Raw genomic sequence first — 21,120 nt, 5'->3', positions numbered from 1 at the left:
CTGACCCCAAGAGCATGAACAGGGATCTTGAGTCTAGATGAGCATATCGGTAGAGCAGTTTGGCCAGGGGCCCGATCTGGTGCTGTTGCACGGTTGGGGGATGAATGGTGCGGTCTGGCATGGTATTGCCCAGCAGTTGGCGTCCCATTATCGGGTTCATCTGGTGGACTTGCCTGGTTTTGGCAACAGCCCGCTGGCTGATGAGGTGGATTACAGTCTGCCCTGGCTTGCCGAGCAGGTCGCCACCATGTTGCCAGAGAAGTGCCATCTGCTTGGCTGGTCGCTCGGCGGTCTGGTGGCAAGCCAGCTGGCGCTGACGCATCCCGATCGGTTGCACTCCCTGATCACCGTGGCCAGCTCCCCCTGTTTTATGGCCCGCGATGAGTGGCCGGGGATCGCCCCCAAGGTACTGACCGGTTTCAACCAGATGCTGGCGGGGGATTTTCGCCAGACCATAGAGCGTTTTCTTGCGATCCAGGCGATGGGCAGCGAACATGCCCGGGACGATATTCGCCAGTTGCGCCACTGGCTGGCTGAGCGCCCGGCGCCCCAGTTTGCCGCACTCGAGGCCGGACTGACTCTGTTGGCCGACATTGACCTGCGCGAACCGCTGCGGGAACTGGATCTGCCCTGGTTGCGGATCTATGGCCGACTGGATTCATTGGTGCCCAAGGCAGCCATTCCGCTGCTGGATGATTTCTACCCTGCCAGCCGCAGCGTGACCCTCAATAAGGCCTCACACGCACCTTTTATCTCCCACCCTGACGAATTCATTGAAATCGTTCGAGATTTTGTTGGCTAAAAAACAGCCTGCAAGCTTCATTAATCCTCTGGTCTGGCGGATAATTAAGCTGTGACCAGAGGAGTAACATCATGCGTATTGATTCTGCTTTCAACAGCGGGGTACAGGGATTTCAGCGAGCCGAGCAGATTGCCGACAAGGCATCCAATCAGATCGCCCGCCTCAACACCCCCAGCGGGGATCAGGTGCAAGTGACCGATGAGCTCGTCAATCTCAAGGTGGCCGAGCAGCAGGCTGGCGCTTCAGCCAAGGTAGTGCAGACCGCCAGCGATATGATGGGAACCCTGATCGACATCCGGGTGTGAGATGAACATCAATGTCAGTCTGCCCCCCCTTATTCCGACACAGCTGCAACCCCAGGTGGAAGCGGCCAGGACGGATAATCGCCGGGCAGAGCTGATCCCGCAGGCCCGACAGGGTCAAGCCTCCAGTGCCGAATCCGAAGTCGGCTCCCAGAAAGAGAAATCCAAAGCCGGTCAGGCCTCCAGCAATCAGAGCTCCCAGAACAGCCGTGAAACCGGGCAACCGGCGCCGACAACACTGCCAGATAATCGCTTTGTCGAAGCGACTGGCGAAGAGGGTCAGCGCAAACAGCAAGATCCCAAACAGCAGGAGCAGCAACAGCGGCAAGAGCAGCAGGTTCAGGATCTGATCGAGCGTGATCAGGAGGTACGCACCCACGAGCAGGCCCACCAGTCAGCGGGTGGTGAGTACGCCAGCTCGCCCACCTATCAGTTTACGCAGGGGCCGGATGGCAAGCGTTATGCGACGGGTGGCGAAGTCCAGATCGATACCAGTGCCGTACCCGGTGATCCTGCCGCCACCATCGCCAAAATGCAGCAGATCCGCTCTGCGGCACTGGCGCCTGCCGAGCCCTCCGCTCAGGATCTGGCCGTCGCGCGCAGCGCCGCCGCGAGTGAAGCCAAGGCGCGCAAAGAGATGATGGCCGAGCAGAGCGCGAAATCGGGCGGTGTGCTGAGCGCCTATATGGACAAACGCAACAGCGTCATCGCGGGCCACTATCACCAAGCCGTCAGCCCGGCCGCTAACCAGTCCCTCAGCCTGCATATCTGAATCACCCTCACCAAACTTTCAGCTGTGTGACCTGTTTTGCAACTAATCTGAAGATCAGGCCCATTCCAATTTCACAGGAGCTGTCATGCATTTCGATGAAGTCAAAGCGGAAGATTTCACCACCTTCTCCCGTGTACCGCCCCCCCACCTGCAGATGGAGCAGTTTCTGATGCAGCTCGGAGGAGGGGGAACCGAAGGAACCCATTTCAAGAAGAAAGTCATGCTGGCGGCTGGCTGGAGCCACACCGGCGTCGTCTCTTACGGCAAGTATCCGCAAGAGGCCTGCAAGGCATTCAACCGGTTGCGGGAGGTGCTGGCCCAGCATGGAGAGCCCGAGAGCATTCTTGCCGCCCTGGCCCAGTAATCCTGTACTTCGCGTGTAAAAAAGCCCCTTGCGGGGCTTTTTGCATTCAGAGGGCTTCTGGAAGGCTTCGTTACTTTTTCGCTTTGGAGAGCGCCGCCGCGAAGGCGTTGCCCATGGCGCCACCCGTAGGGGCACTTTGTCGCGGCTCATTTCTTGGCTTGGCGTTGCCAGCGCTGCTGTTGCGCGTTTCAGCCGGTTTGCGGGCAGCTTGCCCCGCTTTTTCATCGAGGCGCATGGTCAGGCTGATCCGCTTGCGCGGGGCGTCCACTTCCAGCACCTTGACCCGCACAATGTCGCCCGCCTTGACCACCTCGCGGGGATCCTTGACGAAGCGGTCGGTCAGGGAGGAGATGTGCACCAGCCCATCCTGATGAACACCGATATCGACGAAGGCGCCGAAGTTGGTGACGTTGGTGACCACCCCTTCCAGTACCATCTCGGGCACCAGGTCGCTGATCTTCTCCACCCCTTCCTTGAAGGTCGCGGTTTTGAACTCGGGGCGAGGGTCGCGGCCCGGCTTGTCCAGCTCGCCGATGATGTCGGTGACGGTGGGCACGCCGAATTGTTCATCGGTGTAGTCGGCCGGTTTCAGGCTGCGCAGCAGGCTGCTGTTGCCGAGCAGGCTCTCCACGGTTTGCTCCAGCCTGGCGAGGATCCGCTCCACCACCGGATAGGACTCCGGGTGCACCGCCGAGCTGTCGAGGGGATTGCTGCCGCCGCGAATGCGCAGGAAGCCGGCGCACTGTTCGAAGGCTTTGGGGCCGAGTCGGCTTACTTTCAGCAACTGCTGACGGCTCCTGAAGGCGCCATTCTCATCCCGGTAGGCGACGATGTTCTGGGCCAGCGTCTGGGAGAGGCCGGAAACCCGGTTGAGCAGGGCGACCGAGGCGGTGTTCACATCGACACCGACCGCGTTTACGCAATCTTCGACCACCGCATCCAGTCGGCGGGCCAGCTGACTCTGGCCGACGTCGTGCTGATACTGGCCTACCCCGATGCTCTTGGGGTCGATCTTGACCAGCTCGGCCAGCGGGTCTTGCAGGCGACGGGCGATGGAGACGGCGCCACGGATCGAGACGTCGAGATCTGGGAACTCCAGAGAGGCGAGCTCGGAGGCGGAGTAGACCGAGGCCCCCGCTTCGCTCACGACTATCTTCTGCGCCTTGGCGGCCGGGTAGCGCTCGAACAGATCGCTCACCAGTCGGTCGGTCTCCCGCGAGGCGGTGCCGTTGCCGATGCTGATGAGCTCGACCTTGTGTTTCTGGCACAGCTCGCTCAGGGTCTTGAGGCTCTGATCAATCTGGCGTTTCGGTTCGAATGGATAGATGGTTGCGTGATCGACCAGCTTACCGGTGGCATCCACTACGGCCACCTTGACCCCGGTGCGGATGCCCGGATCCAGCCCCATGGTGCAGCGCATGCCGGCCGGGGCTGCCATCAGCAGATCCTTGAGGTTCATGGCGAATACCTTGATCGCCTCGTCTTCGGCTGATTCGCGGATGCGGCCGATCAGCTCGGTCTCCATCTGCAGCGACAACTTGATCTTCCAGGTCCAGCTCACCACCCCTTGCAGCCATTTGTCGGCCGGGCGGTTCTGCAGATTGAGCTTGAGATGGTGGGCAATGATCCCTTCGCAGGGGCTGGCACTCTCATCGTCACCGGTGACCAGCGCCAGATTGAGGATCCCCTCGTTGCGGCCGCGCAGCATGGCCAGCACCCGGTGGGAGGGGGCCTTGTGCAGTGGTTCGTCGTGCTCGAAGTAATCCTTGAACTTGGCCCCTTCCTGCTCCTTGCCTGCCACCACGCGGGCGCGCAGGGTGGCGTTCTGCCACAAGTAGTCGCGCAGCTTCTCCAGCAGGTCTGCCTGCTCGGCGAAGCGTTCCATCAGGATATAGCGGGCGCCGTCGAGGGCGGCCTTGCTGTCGGCAATGCCCAATTCGACATTGAGGAAGGCGGCGGCCGCTTGCTCGGGATCCTGCATCGGATCGGTGAGCAACAGGTTGGCCAGCGGCTCCAGCCCGGCTTCGATCGCCATCTGTCCCTTGGTGCGGCGTTTGGGCTTGTAGGGGAGGTAGAGATCTTCCAGCCGGGTCTTGCTGTCAGCGCCGCGCAGTTCGCGGGCCAGCTCGGGGGTCAGCTTGCCCTGCTCCTCGATGGAACGAATGATCACCTGACGGCGATCTTCCAGCTCACGCAGATAGCCGAGGCGGCTCTCCAGAGTACGCAGCTGACTGTCGTCCAGACCGCCGGTCACCTCTTTGCGGTAACGGGCGATAAAGGGCACGGTCGAGCCTTCATCCAGCAGGCGCACCGCGGCCTGCACCTGCTCCGGGCGAGCATTGAGCTCACCGGCAATCTGTCTCTCTATGGTTTGCATCATGATGTTGTTGAGGGCCTCTGTGGTCGAGTCCGCGCCATCAGGCGCCAAGTGTGAGCACTATATGGGGTCGTGTAACGGGATGCCACCCTGCGCCGGGGTCACCGTCACGCAGATTGATGGGGCCGCGGGGGAGGGCGCTTATCTTGCCGCTGCACCTATGACTCAGGATGTGGCAGTGGTAGCCGCCCGCCAGCAGTCCGACTATTTGGGGTAGCTGATCTCGTTGATATACCAGCAGGCGTCACCCACTGGCGTACGGACGATGGCTTCGTCCCCGACCTCTTTCTTGAGCAGGGCGCGGGCCATGGGGGAGTCGATGGAGATGTAATCCTTGCGCTCGAAGATCTCGTCATAGCCGACGATGCGAAAACGCTTGGTCTCGCCCTCTTCGTTTTCCACTTCGACCCAGGCGCCGAAGAACACCTTGCCCTCCTGTGCGGGGGCATAGTCGACGATCCCCAGCTCTTCGAGGCACTTGCGCAGGTAGCGCACCCGCCGGTCGATCTCCCGCAGCCGCTTCTTGTTGTACTGGTAGTCGGCATTTTCGCTGCGATCCCCCAGGCTGGCAGCCCATGCCACCTTCTTGGTGACCTCGGGGCGCTCCTGACGCCAGAGGAAATCGAGCTCTTCTTTCAGCTTGTTGTAGCCTTCGCGGGTGATCAGCTTTGTCTTCATGGTGATGCGGACCTGGTCAAAGAGGGGTAATCATCGCTAACTGCTCGGGAATATTAGCTTTTGTCCCTTTTCTGTCGAGATAAATCGTACTGGTCTGGCGGGATCCCTCAAGAGGGTGGTGGCGAGGTCGGTGACTTGATGGCCGTCACGCTCTCGGGATGGGTAATAACCGGTAACATATTTATGCTTTGCTCCTGCTATATCCCCCCCTAGTATTGGGGGCAGCTAAAGAATAAGAGGCAAAGCAATGAGTCAGCAGCAATACAAGGTCCTGGTCGTGGACGATGACCTGAAATTACGTTCCCTGTTGGAGCGCTATCTCACCGAGCAGGGATTCGTGGTGCGCGGCGTGGCCAATGGTGAACAGGCCGATCGCTTGCTGACTCGTGAAAACTTCAGCCTGATGGTGCTCGACCTGATGCTGCCGGGGGAGGATGGGCTCTCCATCTGCCGTCGTCTGCGGGAAGCGGGCAACCAGATCCCGGTGCTGATGCTCACCGCCAAGGGGGATGAAGTGGATCGCATCGTCGGGCTCGAGATGGGAGCCGATGACTATCTGCCCAAGCCGTTCAATCCCCGCGAATTGCTGGCACGGATCCGTGCCGTGTTGCGCCGCCATACCGTCGAGTTGCCGGGGGCCCCCTCTGCCGCAGAGAAAGTCGTCAACTTCGGGGCCTTCCAGCTCAATCTGGCGACTCGCGAGCTGAGCCGGGATGGCGAGCCGATGGCGCTCACCAGCGGTGAATTTGCGGTGCTCAAGGTACTGGTCAGCCATCCGCGCGAGCCGCTTTCCCGCGACAAGTTGATGAATCTGGCCCGTGGCCGCGAATATACCGCCACCGAGCGCAGCATCGACGTGCAGGTTTCCCGCTTGCGCCGCCTGCTGGAGCAGGATCCGGCCCAGCCTCGCTATCTGCAGACCGTCTGGGGTCTGGGGTATGTGTTTGTACCAGATGGTGACGGTGCATGAAAAAGGTCGGCAGCATGTTCTCGCGCATGCTCTGGTTTCTGGCCGCCGTGCTGGTGGTCTATCAAGCGGTCTCCTACGTCACCTTCTACAACTATCTGCTGGCGCCCACCGTCAAGCAGATCAGTCACTTGCTGGCCAATCAGGTCAAGCTGATCTTTCCGGTCAACACAGAACAACTGGCGCTGAGTGAAGATGCCGAGGCGCTGGTCTATGTGACGACCGGCACCGATATCTATACCCAGAGCGAGGCAGTGCAGCATGGCTTCAACGATGCCAAGCCGTACCCCTATCTGGAGGAGAACATCAGCCGTGAACTGGGCGGCCCGGCCAAAGTGCGGGTCGAGATCCAGGATCACTACATCATCTGGATCCGGCCGCCGCAGGCCAGCAACATCTGGGTGCGGATCCCGCTGACCGAGATCGAAGATGACGATATCGAACCCCTCATTATCTATCTGAGCGTGCTGCTGGTGATCACCCTGTTTGCGGCCTGGCGCTTTGCCCGGCAGCTGGTGCGCCCGCTCGAGGATCTCGAGGCTGGCGCGGTGGCGGTGGCCAAGGGGCATTTCCCCGAGGCGCTGGGGGAGTTGGGGTCACGGGAAGTGCGGCGGCTGACCCGCACCTTCAACCACATGTCGCACTCCATCAAGAGCCTGATCGAGGAGCGTAACCTGATGATGGCGGGGGTTTCCCACGATCTGCGCACCCCGCTGACCCGCATCCGGTTGGCCACCGAGATGATGTCGTCCGGTGACGAGTATCTCAAGGAGAGCATCAATTCCGATATTGATGAGTCCAATGCCATCATCGATCAGTTCATCGACTATATCCGCCCTGATGAGGGGCAGGACCTGATGCCGATCGACCTGACCCAGCTGGTGCACGATACCTTGCTGATCTACTCGGAACAGGGGTTGGAGGTTGAGCTGGCGTTGCCGCAGGATGCGGTGCGGGTGGCCTGCAATCCGGTCAGCATGCGACGGGTGTTGAACAACCTCTCAAGCAACTCGCTGCGTTATGGGGCGAGCAGGCTGCATGCCGAATTGAAGGACGATGGTCACTGGGTGCGCTTGCGCCTGTCAGATGATGGCCCCGGTATTCCCGAGCAGGATTATGCCCGGGTACTCAAGCCCTTCACCCAGGGCAATGTGGCACGCACCGTTGGGGGTAGCGGTCTTGGTCTGGCGATTGTGGCCAAGATAGTCGCCCAGCACCACGGCACTATCCGACTGGGGAGTTCGGAGCTCGGCGGCCTGCTGGTTGAGGTGCGATTGCCGAAACACCAGCCGCAGGAGTGGATGGATTGAAAGAAGGGCGTATCGGTGGATACGCCCTTTTGCATGATCAGACCACTTTTTATCAGAGCACTTTCTCCGGTGTGGTGGCGGCCGCCTTGCGATAGCGTTTGCCATATCTCAGTTGCTGGATCAGCAGGGCCGCCACGATCAATCCCAGCCCGATGGGGGTGGCTGGGTGGATCGCCTCGCCAACCAGCAGGTTGAGCAGCACCAGCGAGGCAAACGGCGAGATGAAGATAAGGTTGCTGATGGGGGCCGTGTTGGTGGCATGGCGCATCGCCATCAGCCAGAGCACGAAGCCAAATCCCATCTCGATGACCCCGACATAAATGGCGCCCAGCCAGCCTTGCCAGGCGGTCAGCTGGAAGTCGGCCAGCAGCCAGGTGGCGAGCACGATGAAGGGGAGGCTGATAATGAAACCCAGCAGCAGGCTGACGACGGGGTCCCCCTGATTGCGGGTATTGAGGATCCAGTAGCTGGCCCAGATGAGGGTCGAGAGCAGCACCAGTGCCACCCCCAGGGGATTGTCAAAGTGCAGTCCGAAGACATCCCCCTTGGTGGCAATCACTAGCGCTCCGAAATAACCGAGCACGATAGCCACTCCGTCGCGGCGGCGCAGGGTCTGGCCGAGGAATGGCACCGAGAGCAGCGTGAGGGTGATGGCCCAGGTGTAGCTGAGGGTCTGTGCCTGCTGGGCCGGCAGCAGATCATAGGCTTTGAACAGCAGCAGGTAATAAAGGAAGGGATTCATCACCCCCAGCATCAGGTAATAGAGCGGGCGGCTGCGCAGATAGCTGCAGAGCAGCGGCAGTTTGCCCTGCTTGAGCACTATGGTGCCCAGCAGCAGGGTCGAGGTTAGCGCCGCAACCAGCAGCAGTTGCACCGGCGCAAAATAGGTGAGGGAAATCTTGAAGGCCGTTGCCACCGTGGACCAGAGCGCCACGGCGCAGAGTGCGTACTGGTAGGCTTTCTTTTGATCTTTGATCATTGCTGTCGTGTCATGAACGGAAGAAAGCGGCAGTCTATCAGCCCATTAACGAGCTTATCGTGACGCCGGACATTCCTTGAGGTGATTCCTGTCATGGATGTGCCTTTTCGGGGACGGTGACAGAGATCCATCTGTCACAGAAAATTGTGCACAATCTGTTCGCCCTCTCTTGCGCAAATTGAAAAAATCCGTATAATCCCCTCCGCTTACCCATGAGGTAAGCCAGACGATATGTCTGCTGCTGAGTTTACTGCTTGCAGAGACCAGCCATACAGTCCTCCCGATATGGGAGGAAACGTGAAAAATCACACCTCTGGCGGGAGTAATCTCTGTCGGGCGGTGTTGATTTATGTTCTTTTATCTATTGGAGCTCTGTCAATGCAGAACCAAAGAATCCGTATCCGCCTGAAGGCTTTTGATCATCGCCTGATTGATCAATCCACTGCGGAAATCGTTGAAACTGCAAAGCGCACTGGCGCGCAGGTTCGCGGTCCTATTCCGCTGCCGACTCGCAAAGAGCGCTTCACCGTCCTGATCTCCCCGCACGTCAACAAAGATGCGCGTGATCAGTACGAGATCCGCACTCACAAGCGTCTGGTAGACATCGTTGAGCCGACTGACAAGACCGTAGACGCCCTGATGCGTCTGGATCTGGCAGCTGGTGTAGACGTCCAGATCAGCCTGGGTTAATTACGGAAAGAGGTTGATAACAATGACAATCGGTCTTGTAGGTCGCAAAGTGGGTATGACTCGCATCTTCACTGAAGATGGCGTTTCTATCCCGGTGACTGTTATCGAAGTTGAAGCTAACCGTGTAACTCAGGTCAAATCTGTAGAAACCGACGGCTACAACGCTATTCAGGTTACCACTGGCGCCAAAAAAGCCAGCCGTGTGACCAAGCCGGAAGCTGGCCACTTCGCCAAAGCTGGTGTAGAAGCCGGTCGCGGTCTGTGGGAATTCCGCCTGAACAACGGTGAAACTTTCACTGTTGGTAGCGAGCTGAAAGTAGATCTTCTCGCTGACGTTAAGCTGGTAGACGTTACTGGCACATCCAAAGGTAAAGGCTTTGCTGGTACTGTTAAGCGCCACAACTTCCGCACCCAGGATATGACCCACGGTAACTCCTTGTCTCACCGCGTTCCGGGTTCTATCGGTCAGAACCAGACTCCGGGTCGTGTATTCAAGGGCAAAAAGATGGCTGGTCACATGGGTGCTGAGCGTGTAACGACTCAGAACCTGGAACTGGTTCGTGTTGACGCTGAACGCAACCTGCTGCTCATCAAAGGCGCAGTACCGGGTGCAACCAACGGCAACGTGATCGTCAAACCTGCCGTCAAAGCGTAACGTCTGAGGAGATAGTAATGGAATTGGTAATGAAAGACGCCAAGAGCGCTCTTGAAGTTTCCGAGACTACCTTCGGGCGCGAATTCAACGAAGCTCTGGTTCACCAGGTCGTCGTTGCATATGCCGCTGGTGCCCGTCAGGGTACTCGTGCGCAGCTGACTCGCTCTGAAGTGTCTGGTGGCGGCAAAAAGCCGTGGCGTCAGAAGGGTACTGGTCGTGCCCGTGCTGGCTCCATCCGTTCGCCCATCTGGCGTTCCGGTGGTGTGACTTTTGCTGCTAAGCCGCAAGATCACAGCCAGAAAGTAAACAAGAAGATGTACCGCGGCGCTATCCGTAGCATTCTGTCCGAACTGGTACGTCAAGAGCGCCTGATCGTTGTCGAGAAATTCGGCATCGAAGCGCCGAAGACCAAAGAACTGATCGCCAAGCTGAAAGAGATGGAACTGACTGACGTTCTGATCGTGACTGCTGAAGTCGATGAGAACCTGTTCCTGGCTGCTCGCAACCTGTACAAGGTCGACGTGCGTGATGTTGCCGGTATCGACCCGGTCAGCCTGATCGCCTTCGACAAGATTCTGATGACTGCTGACGCAGTTAAGCAAATCGAGGAGATGCTGGCATGATCCGCGAAGAACGTCTGTTGAAAGTTCTGAAGGCTCCGCACATCTCTGAAAAGAGCACCATGGTCGCAGAAAAGCAGAACACTATCGTGTTCAAAGTTGCTGTTGATGCCACCAAGGCGGAAGTCAAAGCTGCAGTTGCGAAACTGTTCGAGGTCGAAGTTGAGACCGTCCGTACCCTGAACATGAAGGGTAAGACCAAGCGCTCAGGTGCGCGTGTAGGCCGTCGTTCCGATTGGAAAAAGGCTTATGTGACCCTGAAAGCTGGTCAGGACATCGACTTCATGGGCGCAGCCGAGTAAGAGGAGTTCTCAAAAATGGCAATCGTTAAGTGCAAGCCTACTTCTCCGGGCCGCCGTCACGTCGTCAAGATCGTCAATCAAGAGCTGTACAAGGGTAAGCCCTTTGCCGCTCTGCTGGACAGCAAAAGCAAGTCCGGTGGTCGTAACAACAACGGCCGTATCACTACCCGTCATATCGGTGGTGGTCACAAGCAGCACTACCGTATCGTCGACTTCAAACGCGACAAAGACGGTATCCCGGCTAAAGTAGAGCGCCTGGAATACGATCCTAACCGTACCGCTAACATCGCTCTGGTGTTGTATGCAGACGGTGAGCGTCGTTACATCCTGGCTCCGAAAGGCCTGAAAGCTGGTGACGCAATCGCTTCTGGTGCTGATGCAGCCATCAAGGTAGGTAACGCCCTGCCGATGCGCAACATCCCGGTTGGTTCTACCGTTCACGCTGTAGAGATGAAGCCTGGTAAAGGTGCCCAGCTGGCTCGTTCCGCTGGTACTTTCATCCAGATCCTGGCTCGTGAAGGTAACTATGTAACTCTGCGTCTGCGTTCCGGCGAAGTACGTAAAGTTCTGGCCGAGTGCCGCGCTACCATCGGTGAAGTCGGTAACTCCGAGCACATGTTGCGTCAACTGGGTAAAGCCGGTGCAAACCGCTGGCGTGGTATTCGTCCGACCGTTCGCGGTATGGCGATGAACCCGGTTGATCACCCGCACGGTGGTGGTGAGGGTCGTAACAAAGGCATGCAGCCTGTGTCCCCATGGGGCCAGAAGGCTAAAGGCTTCAAGACCCGTAAGAACAAGCGTACCGACAAGTACATCGTACGTCGTCGTAACAAGTAATTGTTAACATAGAGGAATCACCATGCCACGTTCTCTCAAGAAGGGTCCATTTATTGACCTGCACTTGCTGAAGAAGGTAGAGAAAGCGGTGGAAAGCGGGGATAAAAAGCCGGTTAAGACCTGGTCCCGTCGTTCAATGATCATCCCGAACATGATCGGTTTGACCATCGCTGTCCATAATGGTCGTCAGCACGTTCCGGTTTTCGTTACCGAAGAAATGATCGGTCACAAACTGGGTGAATTCGCACCGACTCGTACTTATCGCGGCCATGCTGCTGATAAGAAGGCTAAGAAGCGCTAAGGGATAAATGATGGAAGCTATCGCTAAACACCGTTATGCCCGTACTTCTGCCCAGAAAGCTCGTCTGGTAGCCGATCAAGTACGTGGTCTGTCCGTAGACAAGGCTCTGAATATCCTGACCTTCAGCCCGAAAAAGGCTGCTGTGCTGGTTAAGAAAGTGCTGGAATCTGCCATTGCAAACGCTGAGCACAACGAAGGCGCCGATATCGACGCGCTGCGTGTTGCTACTATCATGGTCGACGAAGGTCCCTCCATGAAGCGCATCCGTCCGCGTGCCAAAGGTCGTGCGGATCGTATCCTCAAGCGTACCGCTCACATCACTGTAGTGGTATCCGACGCTAAGGCTGGGAGATAAGCAATGGGTCAGAAAGTACATCCTAATGGCATTCGCCTGGGTATTACCAAGCCTTGGAATTCTACCTGGTTCGCGAACACCAAAGACTTCGCTGACAACCTGTACAGCGATTTTCAAGTACGCCAGTTCCTGACCAAGGAACTGAAAAACGCGTCCTTGTCCAAGATCACCATTGAGCGTCCGGCCAAGAGCATCCGTGTGACCATTCACACCGCTCGTCCGGGTGTTGTCATCGGTAAGAAAGGCGAAGACGTTGAGAAACTGCGCAAAGCTGTAGCCACTATTGCTGGCGTGCCTGCTCAGATCAACATTTCCGAAGTCCGCAAGCCGGAGCTGGATGGCAAACTCGTTGCCGACAGCATCACTTCCCAGCTGGAGCGTCGTGTAATGTTCCGTCGTGCTATGAAGCGCGCCGTACAGAACGCAATGCGCCTGGGTGCCAAGGGCATCAAAGTGGAAGTTTCCGGTCGTCTGGGCGGCGCTGAAATCGCGCGTACCGAATGGTACCGTGAAGGTCGTGTGCCGTTGCACACCCTGCGTGCCGACATCGACTACGCAACTTCTGAAGCCCACACCACTTACGGTGTGATCGGCGTTAAAGTTTGGATCTTCAAGGGCGAAGTTCTGGGCGGTCTGGCTGCTGTTAACGCTGCCGCTGCTCAAGAGCAAGCTCCTGCAAAGCCCAAGCGTGACAACAAGCGCCGCGCTGCTAAGTAAGGAGATTCGGTAAATGTTGCAACCTAAGCGTACTAAATTCCGCAAGACCCACAAGGGTCGTAACCGCGGTCTGGCCACCTCTGGTAACGAAGTATCCTTCGGTACCTTTGGCCTGAAGGCGACATCCCGTGGTCAACTGACTGCTCGTCAAATCGAAGCAGCCCGTCGTGCCATGACCCGTCACGTTAAGCGTCAAGGTAAGATCTGGATCCGTGTGTTCCCGGACAAGCCCATCACCGAAAAGCCCCTCGAAGTTCGTATGGGTAAAGGTAAGGGTAACGTGGAATACTGGGTTTGCCCGATCCAGCCTGGCAAGGTTCTGTACGAGATGGACGGTGTACCTGAGGCTCTGGCGCGTGAAGCGTTTGCCCTGGCCGCAGCTAAGCTGTCTGTTCAGACCACTTTCGTAATTAAGACGGTGATGTGATGAAAGCCCAAGATCTGCGTCAAAAGAGCGTCGAAGAACTGAACCAGGAGCTGCTGGGCCTGCTGCGTGAGCAATTCAACATGCGCATGCAAGCGTCCACCGGCCAGCTGGCTCAGACTCACACTCTGAAACAAGTGCGTCGTGACGTCGCACGTATCAAGACTGTACTGACTGAGAAGGCAGGTGCGTAATGACTGACAAGATCCGTACTCTGCAAGGTCGTGTAATCAGCGACAAGATGGACAAGTCCATCACTGTTGCTATCGAGCGCAAGGTAAAGCACCCGATCTACGGTAAGATCATCAAGCGCACTACCAAGCTGCACGTGCATGACGAGACCAACGAGTGTAAAGCAGGCGATCTCGTGGAAATCCGCGAATGCCGCCCGCTGTCCAAGACCAAGTCCTGGACCCTGGTTGCGATCTTAGAAAAGGCCTAATCGGTACTTTGTAGTCCAAACGGCCCCCTTCAGGGGCCGTTTGTTTTTTAGGCTACCTTTTCTAAAAATCCTGTGTTATAGTTTCGCGCCTTTTGAAGGCAGCCAGATCCCATCAGGGATAAGAAGTAAACAAAGCGGAGCACTAAGATGATCCAGATGCAAAGTATGCTGGGTGTTGCCGACAACTCCGGCGCTCGCAGTGTAATGTGTATTAAGGTTCTGGGTGGCTCGCACCGCCGTTACGCCGGCATCGGCGACATCATCAAGGTTTCCATCAAGGAAGCTATTCCTCGCGGTAAAGTGAAGAAAGGTGATGTGTATAACGCGGTGGTCGTACGCACCCGTAAAGGCGTTCGTCGTCCGGACGGCTCTGTCATCCGTTTCGACAACAATGCGGCTGTGTTGCTTAACAACAACCAACAGCCAATCGGTACTCGTATTTTTGGCCCGGTGACCCGTGAACTGCGTAATGAGAAGTTCATGAAGATTGTGTCCCTGGCACCCGAAGTACTGTAAGGAGTCGAACGATGGCAGCTAAAATCCGTCGCGAAGACGAAGTGATCGTACTTACCGGCAAAGACAAGGGCAAGCGTGGCAAAGTCACTCAAGTCCTGATTGCAAAAGGTAAGGTAATCGTTGAAGGCATCAACCAGGTGAAGAAACACCAGAAGCCGGTACCCGCACTGGGTCAGGCTGGCGGTATCGTCACCAAAGAAGCCCCCATCGATGTATCAAACGTAGCGCTGTTCAACTCTGCCACTGGCAAAGCTGACCGCGTTGGTTTCCGGATTGAAGACGGCAAAAAAGTCCGTTTCTTCAAATCCACCGGCGAACTTGTGAAGTAATTGGAGTTTAACGATGGCGAAACTGCATGATTACTACAAATCCGATGTAGTAAATGAACTGTCAAAGCAGTTCGGTTACAAGACTATCATGCAAGTCCCTCGGATCGAGAAAATCACCCTGAACATGGGTGTTGGTGAAGCGATCTCTGACAAGAAATTGCTGGAAAATGCTGCTGCCGATATGGCTGCCATTTCCGGTCAGAAGCCGCTGATCACCAAAGCTCGCAAATCTGTTGCGGGCTTCAAGATTCGTGAAGGCTACCCGATAGGTTGTAAAGTAACCCTGCGTGGCGAGCGTATGTGGGAGTTCCTGGAACGGCTGATCTGCATCTCCGTACCGCGTATCCGTGACTTCCGTGGCCTGAACGCTAAAGCGTTCGATGGTCGTGGTAACTACTCCATGGGCGTGCGTGAGCAGATCATCTTCCCGGAAATCGACTATGACAAAGTCGATCGCGTCCGTGGTCTGGATATCACCATCACCACTTCCGCGAATACCGATGAAGAAGGCCGTGCTCTGCTGGCTGCCTTTAACTTCCCATTCCGCAAGTAAGGTTAGGGTTATGGCTAAAACATCCATGAAAGCGCGCGAAGCAAAGCGTGCCAAGCTGGTAGCCAAGTACGCGACCAAGCGTGCCGAGCTGAAAGCTATCATCGTTGACATGAACGCTTCTGAAGAAGCGCGTTGGGATGCTGTACTGCAACTGCAACAGCTGCCCCGTGATTCCAGTCCGTCCCGCCAGCGTAACCGTTGCAATATTACTGGTCGTCCGCACGGTTTCCTGCGCAAGTTTGGCCTGTCTCGCATCAAGGTGCGTGAGCATGCCATGAAGGGCGAAATTCCGGGCCTGAAGAAGGCTTCTTGGTAACGAATCTCGGGAGTTAGACTTATGAGCATGCAAGATCCGATCGCGGATATGCTGACCCGCATCCGTAACGGTCAGGCGGCGAGCAAAGTTGCGGTTTCCATGCCTTCTTCCAAGCTGAAAGTGGCTATCGCCAAAGTGCTGAAAGAAGAAGGTTACATCGCTGGCTACTCCGTAGCTGGTGACGTGAAGCCGGAACTGGAAATTGAACTGAAATATTTCCAGGGCAAGCCAGTTGTAGAACTGATCCAACGCGTAAGCCGTCCAGGCCTGCGTATTTACAAGCGCACTACTGATCTGCCGAAAGTTATGGGCGGTCTCGGTGTTGCTATCGTGTCCACGTCTAAAGGTGTGATGACTGACCGTGCTGCTCGCAAAGCAAGCATGGGCGGTGAGATCATCTGCTACGTCGCTTAATAGGAGGTAGGAAATGTCTCGTGTTGCTAAGGCACCCGTCACTATTCCTGCTGGCGTAGAGGTGACTCTGAACGGCCAGGAACTGACCATCAAAGGTGGTAAAGGTTCTCTGGTTCGCTCTATTCACGCCGGTGTAGAAGTGACCAAAGAAGACAATGTACTCAAGTTCGCCCCGCGCGGCAGCATCGCTGGTGCTGACGCTCAGGCCGGTACTGCCCGTGCATTGGTCAACAACATGGTAATCGGTGTTACCCAAGGCTTCGAGCGCAAGCTGCAGCTGGTTGGTGTAGGTTATAAAGCCTCCATCAAGGGCAATGCTGTTGCGCTGGCTCTGGGCTTCTCTCACCCGGTAGAGCATGCGCTGCCGGCTGGTGTGACCGCTGAGTGCCCGACTGCTACAGAAATCGTTCTGCGTGGCGTCGACAAGCAGCTGGTTGGCCAAGTCGCCGCCGATATCCGTGCTTACCGCGCTCCGGAGCCCTACAAGGGCAAGGGTGTACGCTATGCCAACGAGCAAGTGCGTACTAAAGAAGCTAAGAAGAAGTAAGGTAACACTATGGACAAGAAAGCAGCTCGTCTCCGTCGTGCTACTCGTGCTCGGAAAAAGATGCAGGAACTGGGAGCCACCCGTCTGGTTGTTCACCGTACCCCGCGTCATATCTATGCGCAGGTTATTGCAGCCAACGGTTCCGAAGTTCTGGCCTCTGCTTCCACAGTAGAGAAAGCCATCAGTGAAGCTCTGAAATACACCGGTAATGCAGATGCTGCTACCGCTGTAGGTAAAGCTATCGCTGAGCGTGCTATTGCCAAAGGCGTTCAGAACGTATCTTTCGATCGTTCCGGTTTCAAGTATCACGGTCGCATTGCTGCTCTGGCAGCTGCCGCACGTGACGCTGGTCTTCAGTTCTAAGCTAGGAGTCGAAGATGGCTAAAGTCGAATCTCAAGCCGGCGAACTGCAAGAAAAGCTCATTGCAGTAAACCGTGTTTCGAAAACTGTTAAAGGTGGTCGTATCATGTCCTTCACCGCGTTGACCGTGGTGGGTGATGGTAACGGCCGTGTAGGTTACGGTTACGGTAAAGCCCGTGAAGTTCCGGCTGCTATTCAAAAAGCAATGGAACAGGCTAAGCGTAACCTGAACAAGGTTGAGCTGAACAACGGCACTCTGCACCACCCGGTGCGTGGTGTTCACTCTGGCTCCACCGTGTTCATGAAGCCGGCCTCTCAAGGTACTGGTATCATTGCAGGCGGCGCCATGCGTGCTGTTCTGGAAGTTGCCGGTATCCACAACGTGCTGGCCAAGACCTACGGTTCCACCAACCCAATCAACGTTGTTCGCGCAACTGTAGACGCTCTGGTTCACGGTCAATCACCGGAACAGATCGCTGCCAAGCGTGGTCTGCGCGTTGAAGAAATTCTGGGGTAATGCGACATGGCTAACACTGTAAAAGTAACTCAAACTCGCAGCTCTATCGGCCGTCTGCCAAAGCACAAGGCGACTCTGCGTGGTCTGGGTCTGCGTCGCATTGGTCACACCGTTGAGCTGGAAGATACTCCTTGCGTACGCGGCATGATCAACCAGGTTTATTACATGGTTAAGGTGGAGGGCTAAGCATGCGTCTGAACACTCTGTCTCCGGCCGCTGGTTCCAAGCCTGAAAAACAACGTCGTGGCCGTGGTATCGGCTCCGGCCTGGGCAAGACTGGTGGTCGTGGTGTTAAAGGCCAAACCTCTCGTTCCGGTGGCGGCAAAGTCCGCAACGGTTTCGAAGGCGGCCAGATGCCTTTGAAAATCCGTCTGCCGAAGTTCGGTTTCTTCTCTCGCAAATCTTTGGTTTCTGCCGAAGTGCGTCTGAACGAAATCGCCATGGTGGAAGGTGATGTGGTCGATCTGAGCACTCTGAAGCAAGCCGGTGTTGTTACTAAGAACATCGTATTCGCTAAAGTTGTTCTGTCTGGCAACATTGACCGTGCTGTGACCGTTCGTGGTCTGTCCGTCACCAAAGGTGCACGTGCAGCCATCGAGGCCGCTGGCGGTAAAATCGAGGAATAATCAGTACAATGGCTAAGAAACCAGGATTGGATGTTAAAGCACAGGGTGGTCTGAGTGAACTGAAGAGCCGTCTGCTCTTCGTTCTCGGGGCGATTATCGTTTTCCGTGCAGGCTCTTATGTGCCGATTCCTGGTATTGACGCCGCCGTACTGGCCGAGTTGTTCCAGCAACAGAAGGGCACCATCATTGAGATGTTCAACATGTTCAGTGGTGGTGCACTCTCGCGTGCTTCTATTCTTGCGCTGGGGATCATGCCGTACATTTCGGCGTCGATCATTATCCAGCTGCTGACTGTGGTTCACCCCGCTCTTGCTGAACTCAAGAAAGAAGGTGAATCCGGCCGTCGCAAGATTAGCCAATATACCCGTTGGGGCACGCTGGTTTTGGGAACTTTCCAGGCAATTGGTATTGCAACCGGTCTGCCGAATATGATGCATGGACTCGTGACTCATCCGGGTTTAGGCTTCTATTTCACAGCGGTTGTAAGTCTGGTCACCGGTACCATGTTTTTGATGTGGTTGGGTGAACAGATTACCGAGCGTGGGATTGGTAATGGTATCTCGTTGATTATTTTCACGGGTATCGTTGCTGGTCTGCCGCATGCCATTGGCGCTACGGCCGAACAGGCACGTCAAGGGGAATTGCACATCCTGCTGTTGTTGTTGCTGGGCTTGATTGTTTTCGCAGTGACTTACTTTGTGGTGTTCGTGGAGCGTGGTCAGCGTCGTATCGTCGTTAACTATGCCAAGCGTCAACAAGGCCGCCAGGTATTCGCCGCGCAAAGCACACACCTGCCGTTGAAAGTGAATATGGCCGGTGTGATTCCTGCGATTTTCGCATCCAGTATCATCCTCTTCCCGGGGACCATTACCTCTTGGTTTGGTCAGGGCGAGGGTAAAGTAGCTGATATCCTGCAACAGGTCTCTATGGTCCTGCAGCCGGGTCAACCGCTTTACGAGATGCTGTATGCAGCAGCCATTATCTTCTTCTGCTTCTTCTATACCGCGCTGGTGTTCAACCCCCGCGAGACAGCAGATAATCTGAAGAAGAGTGGAGCCTTTATCCCGGGGATTCGCCCGGGCGAGCAGACAGCACGTTACATCGATAAGGTTATGACTCGCCTGACATTGGCAGGAGCGCTCTATATAACCTTTATCTGTCTGGTACCCCAGTTCTTGATGACTGCCTGGAACGTACAGTTCTACTTCGGTGGCACTTCGCTGCTGATTATCGTGGTAGTTATCATGGACTTCATGGCTCAGGTACAAACCCATATGATGTCTCATCAATATGGCGACGTCCTGAGGAAGGCCAACCTGAAGGGCTACGGCCGCTAAAGGTCGGCGTAGTTACGGAGTTAAGCAATGAAAGTTCGTGCTTCCGTTAAGGCAATCTGCCGTAACTGCAAAATCATCAAGCGTCACGGTGTGGTGCGTGTGATTTGCAGCGAGCCAAAGCATAAACAGCGCCAAGGCTAATTTTTTACGGTTAGTACTTGCAACAAATAGTTGTGCTGGCTAATATAGCCAGCCAACTTTTGTTGTGTATTGGTTGACCGCCACGTATCCGCTCACGGGCTTTGTGGTGGTCGTAATCTACTATATGTAGGAGTGAATAGTGGCCCGTATCGCTGGCATTAACATTCCTGACCATAAGCATGCAGTCATCGCTTTGACTGCGATTTATGGCGTCGGTCGTACCCGCTCCAAGGCCATCTGTGCCGCAGCCGGTATCGCTGAGAATGTGAAAATTAAAGACCTGGACGAAGCTCAGATCGAGAGTCTGCGTGAACAAGTAGGGAAATTCACCGTTGAAGGTGACCTACGTCGTCAGATTTCCATGAACATCAAGCGATTGATGGATCTGGGTTGCTACCGTGGTTTGCGTCACCGTCGTAGCCTGCCTGTTCGTGGTCAACGTACCAAGACCAACGCTCGTACCCGTAAGGGTCCGCGCAAGGCTATCAAGAAGTAACGGGAAGGTAGAAAATGGCTAAAACTCCGACTCGTGCTCGCAAGCGCGTTAAAAAGCAAGTGAGCGACGGTATTGCGCACGTTCATGCATCTTTCAACAACACAATCGTGACCATTACTGACCGTCAGGGCAACGCTCTGTCATGGGCTACCTCTGGTGGTTCAGGTTTCCGTGGTTCCCGTAAGTCCACTCCGTTTGCTGCCCAGGTAGCTGCAGAGCGTGCTGGTGAGATCGCCAAAGAATACGGCGTGAAGAACCTGGAAGTCATGGTCAAAGGTCCGGGTCCCGGTCGTGAGTCTTCCATCCGCGCTCTGAACGCGGCTGGTTTCCGCATCACTAATATTACTGATGTGACTCCGATCCCGCACAACGGTTGTCGTCCTCCCAAGAAGCGCCGCGTATAACGCAGTAGCAACTTGGTCTAGGATTGTTGGAGAAAGAAGATGGCAAGATATATCGGTCCTAAGCTTAAGCTTAGCCGTCGTGAGGGCACCGACCTCTTCCTGAAGTCTGGTGTTCGTGCGATTGATTCTAAGTGCAAGATTGACACCGCCCCTGGTCAGCACGGTGCGCGTAAAGCGCGTCTGTCCGACTACGGTGTTCAGCTGCGCGAGAAACAAAAAGTTCGTCGTATCTACGGCGTATTGGAAAAACAGTTCCGCAACTACTACCGCGACGCTGCCCGTCAAAAGGGTAACACCGGTGAAAACCTGTTGCAGCTGCTGGAAGGTCGTTTGGACAACGTTGTTTACCGTATGGGCTTCGGCGCTACCCGTGCTGAATCTCGTCAGCTGGTGAGCCACAAGGCCATCATGGTAAACGGTCGCGTTGTGAACATTCCTTCTTTCCAGGTTTCCCCTGAGGACGTGATCTGCGTTCGTGAGAAGGCTAAGAAGCAAGCGCGTATCAAAGCTTCCCTGGAAGTTGCTGGTCAGCGTGAGAAGCCGACTTGGGTAGAGGTTGACGCCGCTAAAATGGAAGGTGCTTTCAAGCGTCTGCCAGAGCGTTCCGACCTGTCTGCCGACATTAACGAACAGCTGATCGTCGAGCTTTACTCCAAGTAAAGCTAGCTT

Annotated in this window: 35 protein-coding genes; 32 read left to right on the top strand and 3 right to left on the bottom strand. The window is 56.0% G+C overall.

The window, feature by feature from the left end:
- Nucleotides 1-37 precede the first annotated feature (37 nt).
- From bioH to I6G90_RS14865, 4 genes are all read left to right on the top strand, one after another.
- A complete protein-coding gene (gene bioH, locus I6G90_RS14880) occupies nt 38-802 on the top strand; it encodes a pimeloyl-ACP methyl ester esterase BioH (protein WP_197928118.1) in 765 nt (254 codons plus the stop codon).
- Nucleotides 803-873: 71 nt separating this feature from the next.
- Nucleotides 874-1,107, top strand: coding sequence for a flagellar basal body rod C-terminal domain-containing protein (locus I6G90_RS14875; protein WP_005340632.1), 234 nt, complete (start codon nt 874-876; stop codon nt 1,105-1,107).
- Between the two features lies 1 nt (nt 1,108).
- Nucleotides 1,109-1,876 (top strand): putative metalloprotease CJM1_0395 family protein, encoded by a 768-nt coding sequence (locus I6G90_RS14870; RefSeq protein ID WP_197928117.1) that lies wholly within the window; start codon nt 1,109-1,111, stop codon nt 1,874-1,876.
- A gap of 85 nt (nt 1,877-1,961) precedes the next feature.
- Complete coding sequence (locus I6G90_RS14865; protein ID WP_042059175.1) at nt 1,962-2,240, top strand: hypothetical protein; 279 nt, start codon at nt 1,962-1,964, stop codon at nt 2,238-2,240.
- 70 nt (nt 2,241-2,310) lie between these two features.
- On the opposite strand, the gene I6G90_RS14860 is transcribed toward I6G90_RS14865, so the two are convergent.
- Nucleotides 2,311-4,620 (bottom strand): Tex family protein, encoded by a 2,310-nt coding sequence (locus I6G90_RS14860; RefSeq protein WP_197928116.1) that lies wholly within the window; start codon nt 4,618-4,620, stop codon nt 2,311-2,313.
- A 201-nt stretch (nt 4,621-4,821) separates the two neighbouring features.
- Nucleotides 4,822-5,295 (bottom strand): transcription elongation factor GreB, encoded by a 474-nt coding sequence (greB, locus tag I6G90_RS14855; protein WP_033138832.1) that lies wholly within the window; start codon nt 5,293-5,295, stop codon nt 4,822-4,824.
- A gap of 247 nt (nt 5,296-5,542) precedes the next feature.
- On the opposite strand from greB, the gene ompR reads away from it, so the two are divergent.
- Both ompR and envZ read left to right on the top strand, forming a co-directional pair.
- Nucleotides 5,543-6,265: an osmolarity response regulator transcription factor OmpR gene (gene ompR, locus I6G90_RS14850; RefSeq protein WP_005340625.1), complete on the top strand. Its 723-nt coding sequence runs from the start codon at nt 5,543-5,545 to the stop codon at nt 6,263-6,265.
- Nucleotides 6,262-7,572 carry a two-component system sensor histidine kinase EnvZ gene (envZ, locus tag I6G90_RS14845; protein WP_197928115.1) on the top strand — a complete coding sequence of 437 codons (1,311 nt, stop codon included), beginning with the start codon at nt 6,262-6,264 and terminating at the stop codon, nt 7,570-7,572. Before ompR ends, envZ begins: the two co-directional genes overlap by 4 nt.
- A gap of 52 nt (nt 7,573-7,624) precedes the next feature.
- Here envZ and I6G90_RS14840 read toward each other — a convergent pair whose 3' ends face one another.
- Nucleotides 7,625-8,551: a DMT family transporter gene (locus I6G90_RS14840; protein WP_111809383.1), complete on the bottom strand. Its 927-nt coding sequence runs from the start codon at nt 8,549-8,551 to the stop codon at nt 7,625-7,627.
- Between the two features lie 378 nt (nt 8,552-8,929).
- Here I6G90_RS14840 and rpsJ point away from each other — a divergent pair, with 378 nt between their 5' ends.
- The 26 genes from rpsJ to rpsD all read left to right on the top strand — a co-directional run bounded on the left by rpsJ (nt 8,930) and on the right by rpsD (nt 21,111).
- A complete protein-coding gene (gene rpsJ, locus I6G90_RS14835) occupies nt 8,930-9,241 on the top strand; it encodes a 30S ribosomal protein S10 (RefSeq protein ID WP_005307944.1) in 312 nt (103 codons plus the stop codon).
- 22 nt (nt 9,242-9,263) lie between these two features.
- Nucleotides 9,264-9,896: a 50S ribosomal protein L3 gene (rplC, locus tag I6G90_RS14830; protein WP_005340620.1), complete on the top strand. Its 633-nt coding sequence runs from the start codon at nt 9,264-9,266 to the stop codon at nt 9,894-9,896.
- Between the two features lie 17 nt (nt 9,897-9,913).
- Nucleotides 9,914-10,519, top strand: a complete 606-nt coding sequence (gene rplD, locus I6G90_RS14825) for a 50S ribosomal protein L4 (protein ID WP_025325386.1) — start codon at nt 9,914-9,916, stop codon at nt 10,517-10,519.
- Nucleotides 10,516-10,818 carry a 50S ribosomal protein L23 gene (rplW, locus tag I6G90_RS14820; RefSeq protein ID WP_005331199.1) on the top strand — a complete coding sequence of 101 codons (303 nt, stop codon included), beginning with the start codon at nt 10,516-10,518 and terminating at the stop codon, nt 10,816-10,818. Before rplD ends, rplW begins: the two co-directional genes overlap by 4 nt.
- A gap of 15 nt (nt 10,819-10,833) precedes the next feature.
- Nucleotides 10,834-11,655 carry a 50S ribosomal protein L2 gene (gene rplB / locus I6G90_RS14815; RefSeq protein ID WP_005340614.1) on the top strand — a complete coding sequence of 274 codons (822 nt, stop codon included), beginning with the start codon at nt 10,834-10,836 and terminating at the stop codon, nt 11,653-11,655.
- Between the two features lie 22 nt (nt 11,656-11,677).
- Nucleotides 11,678-11,956, top strand: coding sequence for a 30S ribosomal protein S19 (gene rpsS, locus I6G90_RS14810; RefSeq protein ID WP_005307960.1), 279 nt, complete (start codon nt 11,678-11,680; stop codon nt 11,954-11,956).
- A 10-nt stretch (nt 11,957-11,966) separates the two neighbouring features.
- Nucleotides 11,967-12,311 (top strand): 50S ribosomal protein L22, encoded by a 345-nt coding sequence (rplV, locus tag I6G90_RS14805; protein ID WP_005319741.1) that lies wholly within the window; start codon nt 11,967-11,969, stop codon nt 12,309-12,311.
- 3 nt (nt 12,312-12,314) lie between these two features.
- Entirely contained in the window at nt 12,315-13,028 is a 714-nt protein-coding gene (gene rpsC, locus I6G90_RS14800) for a 30S ribosomal protein S3 (protein ID WP_005307962.1), read from the top strand.
- A gap of 13 nt (nt 13,029-13,041) precedes the next feature.
- Nucleotides 13,042-13,455: a 50S ribosomal protein L16 gene (gene rplP / locus I6G90_RS14795; RefSeq protein WP_005340612.1), complete on the top strand. Its 414-nt coding sequence runs from the start codon at nt 13,042-13,044 to the stop codon at nt 13,453-13,455.
- Complete coding sequence (rpmC, locus tag I6G90_RS14790; RefSeq protein WP_005307965.1) at nt 13,455-13,646, top strand: 50S ribosomal protein L29; 192 nt, start codon at nt 13,455-13,457, stop codon at nt 13,644-13,646. Before rplP ends, rpmC begins: the two co-directional genes overlap by 1 nt.
- Complete coding sequence (rpsQ, locus tag I6G90_RS14785) at nt 13,646-13,894, top strand: 30S ribosomal protein S17 (protein WP_033138836.1); 249 nt, start codon at nt 13,646-13,648, stop codon at nt 13,892-13,894. The genes rpmC and rpsQ overlap by 1 nt, the downstream gene beginning before the upstream one ends.
- A 147-nt stretch (nt 13,895-14,041) precedes the next feature.
- Complete coding sequence (rplN, locus tag I6G90_RS14780; protein ID WP_005307975.1) at nt 14,042-14,410, top strand: 50S ribosomal protein L14; 369 nt, start codon at nt 14,042-14,044, stop codon at nt 14,408-14,410.
- An 11-nt stretch (nt 14,411-14,421) separates the two neighbouring features.
- Nucleotides 14,422-14,739 carry a 50S ribosomal protein L24 gene (rplX, locus tag I6G90_RS14775; protein ID WP_005307977.1) on the top strand — a complete coding sequence of 106 codons (318 nt, stop codon included), beginning with the start codon at nt 14,422-14,424 and terminating at the stop codon, nt 14,737-14,739.
- 13 nt (nt 14,740-14,752) lie between these two features.
- Nucleotides 14,753-15,292 (top strand): 50S ribosomal protein L5, encoded by a 540-nt coding sequence (gene rplE, locus I6G90_RS14770; RefSeq protein WP_005331162.1) that lies wholly within the window; start codon nt 14,753-14,755, stop codon nt 15,290-15,292.
- Between the two features lie 10 nt (nt 15,293-15,302).
- Complete coding sequence (rpsN, locus tag I6G90_RS14765) at nt 15,303-15,608, top strand: 30S ribosomal protein S14 (protein WP_005340609.1); 306 nt, start codon at nt 15,303-15,305, stop codon at nt 15,606-15,608.
- Nucleotides 15,609-15,629: 21 nt separating this feature from the next.
- A complete protein-coding gene (gene rpsH, locus I6G90_RS14760) occupies nt 15,630-16,022 on the top strand; it encodes a 30S ribosomal protein S8 (RefSeq protein ID WP_005307980.1) in 393 nt (130 codons plus the stop codon).
- Between the two features lie 13 nt (nt 16,023-16,035).
- On the top strand, nt 16,036-16,569 hold the full coding sequence (gene rplF / locus I6G90_RS14755) for a 50S ribosomal protein L6 (RefSeq protein ID WP_005340607.1): 534 nt from the start codon (nt 16,036-16,038) through the stop codon (nt 16,567-16,569).
- Between the two features lie 9 nt (nt 16,570-16,578).
- On the top strand, nt 16,579-16,932 hold the full coding sequence (gene rplR / locus I6G90_RS14750; RefSeq protein WP_005340606.1) for a 50S ribosomal protein L18: 354 nt from the start codon (nt 16,579-16,581) through the stop codon (nt 16,930-16,932).
- A 14-nt stretch (nt 16,933-16,946) separates the two neighbouring features.
- Nucleotides 16,947-17,447, top strand: coding sequence for a 30S ribosomal protein S5 (gene rpsE / locus I6G90_RS14745; protein ID WP_005340605.1), 501 nt, complete (start codon nt 16,947-16,949; stop codon nt 17,445-17,447).
- A 6-nt stretch (nt 17,448-17,453) separates the two neighbouring features.
- Nucleotides 17,454-17,633, top strand: a complete 180-nt coding sequence (gene rpmD / locus I6G90_RS14740; RefSeq protein ID WP_005307985.1) for a 50S ribosomal protein L30 — start codon at nt 17,454-17,456, stop codon at nt 17,631-17,633.
- 2 nt (nt 17,634-17,635) lie between these two features.
- Nucleotides 17,636-18,073, top strand: a complete 438-nt coding sequence (gene rplO / locus I6G90_RS14735; RefSeq protein WP_033138839.1) for a 50S ribosomal protein L15 — start codon at nt 17,636-17,638, stop codon at nt 18,071-18,073.
- A gap of 8 nt (nt 18,074-18,081) precedes the next feature.
- Nucleotides 18,082-19,410, top strand: a complete 1,329-nt coding sequence (secY, locus tag I6G90_RS14730) for a preprotein translocase subunit SecY (protein WP_042059159.1) — start codon at nt 18,082-18,084, stop codon at nt 19,408-19,410.
- 27 nt (nt 19,411-19,437) lie between these two features.
- Complete coding sequence (gene rpmJ / locus I6G90_RS14725; protein WP_005319705.1) at nt 19,438-19,551, top strand: 50S ribosomal protein L36; 114 nt, start codon at nt 19,438-19,440, stop codon at nt 19,549-19,551.
- 139 nt (nt 19,552-19,690) lie between these two features.
- Entirely contained in the window at nt 19,691-20,047 is a 357-nt protein-coding gene (rpsM, locus tag I6G90_RS14720) for a 30S ribosomal protein S13 (RefSeq protein WP_005307991.1), read from the top strand.
- 14 nt (nt 20,048-20,061) lie between these two features.
- Entirely contained in the window at nt 20,062-20,451 is a 390-nt protein-coding gene (gene rpsK, locus I6G90_RS14715) for a 30S ribosomal protein S11 (protein WP_005319702.1), read from the top strand.
- Between the two features lie 39 nt (nt 20,452-20,490).
- Nucleotides 20,491-21,111, top strand: coding sequence for a 30S ribosomal protein S4 (gene rpsD / locus I6G90_RS14710; RefSeq protein WP_005340600.1), 621 nt, complete (start codon nt 20,491-20,493; stop codon nt 21,109-21,111).
- The last annotated feature ends 9 nt before the right edge of the window (nt 21,112-21,120 follow it).

It is taken from the genome of Aeromonas allosaccharophila, assembly GCF_016026615.1.
Classification (GTDB): Bacteria; Pseudomonadota; Gammaproteobacteria; order Enterobacterales; family Aeromonadaceae; genus Aeromonas; species Aeromonas allosaccharophila.
The sequence above is the reverse complement of the archived record's forward strand: the minus strand, read 5'-3'. Positions and strand labels throughout refer to the sequence as shown.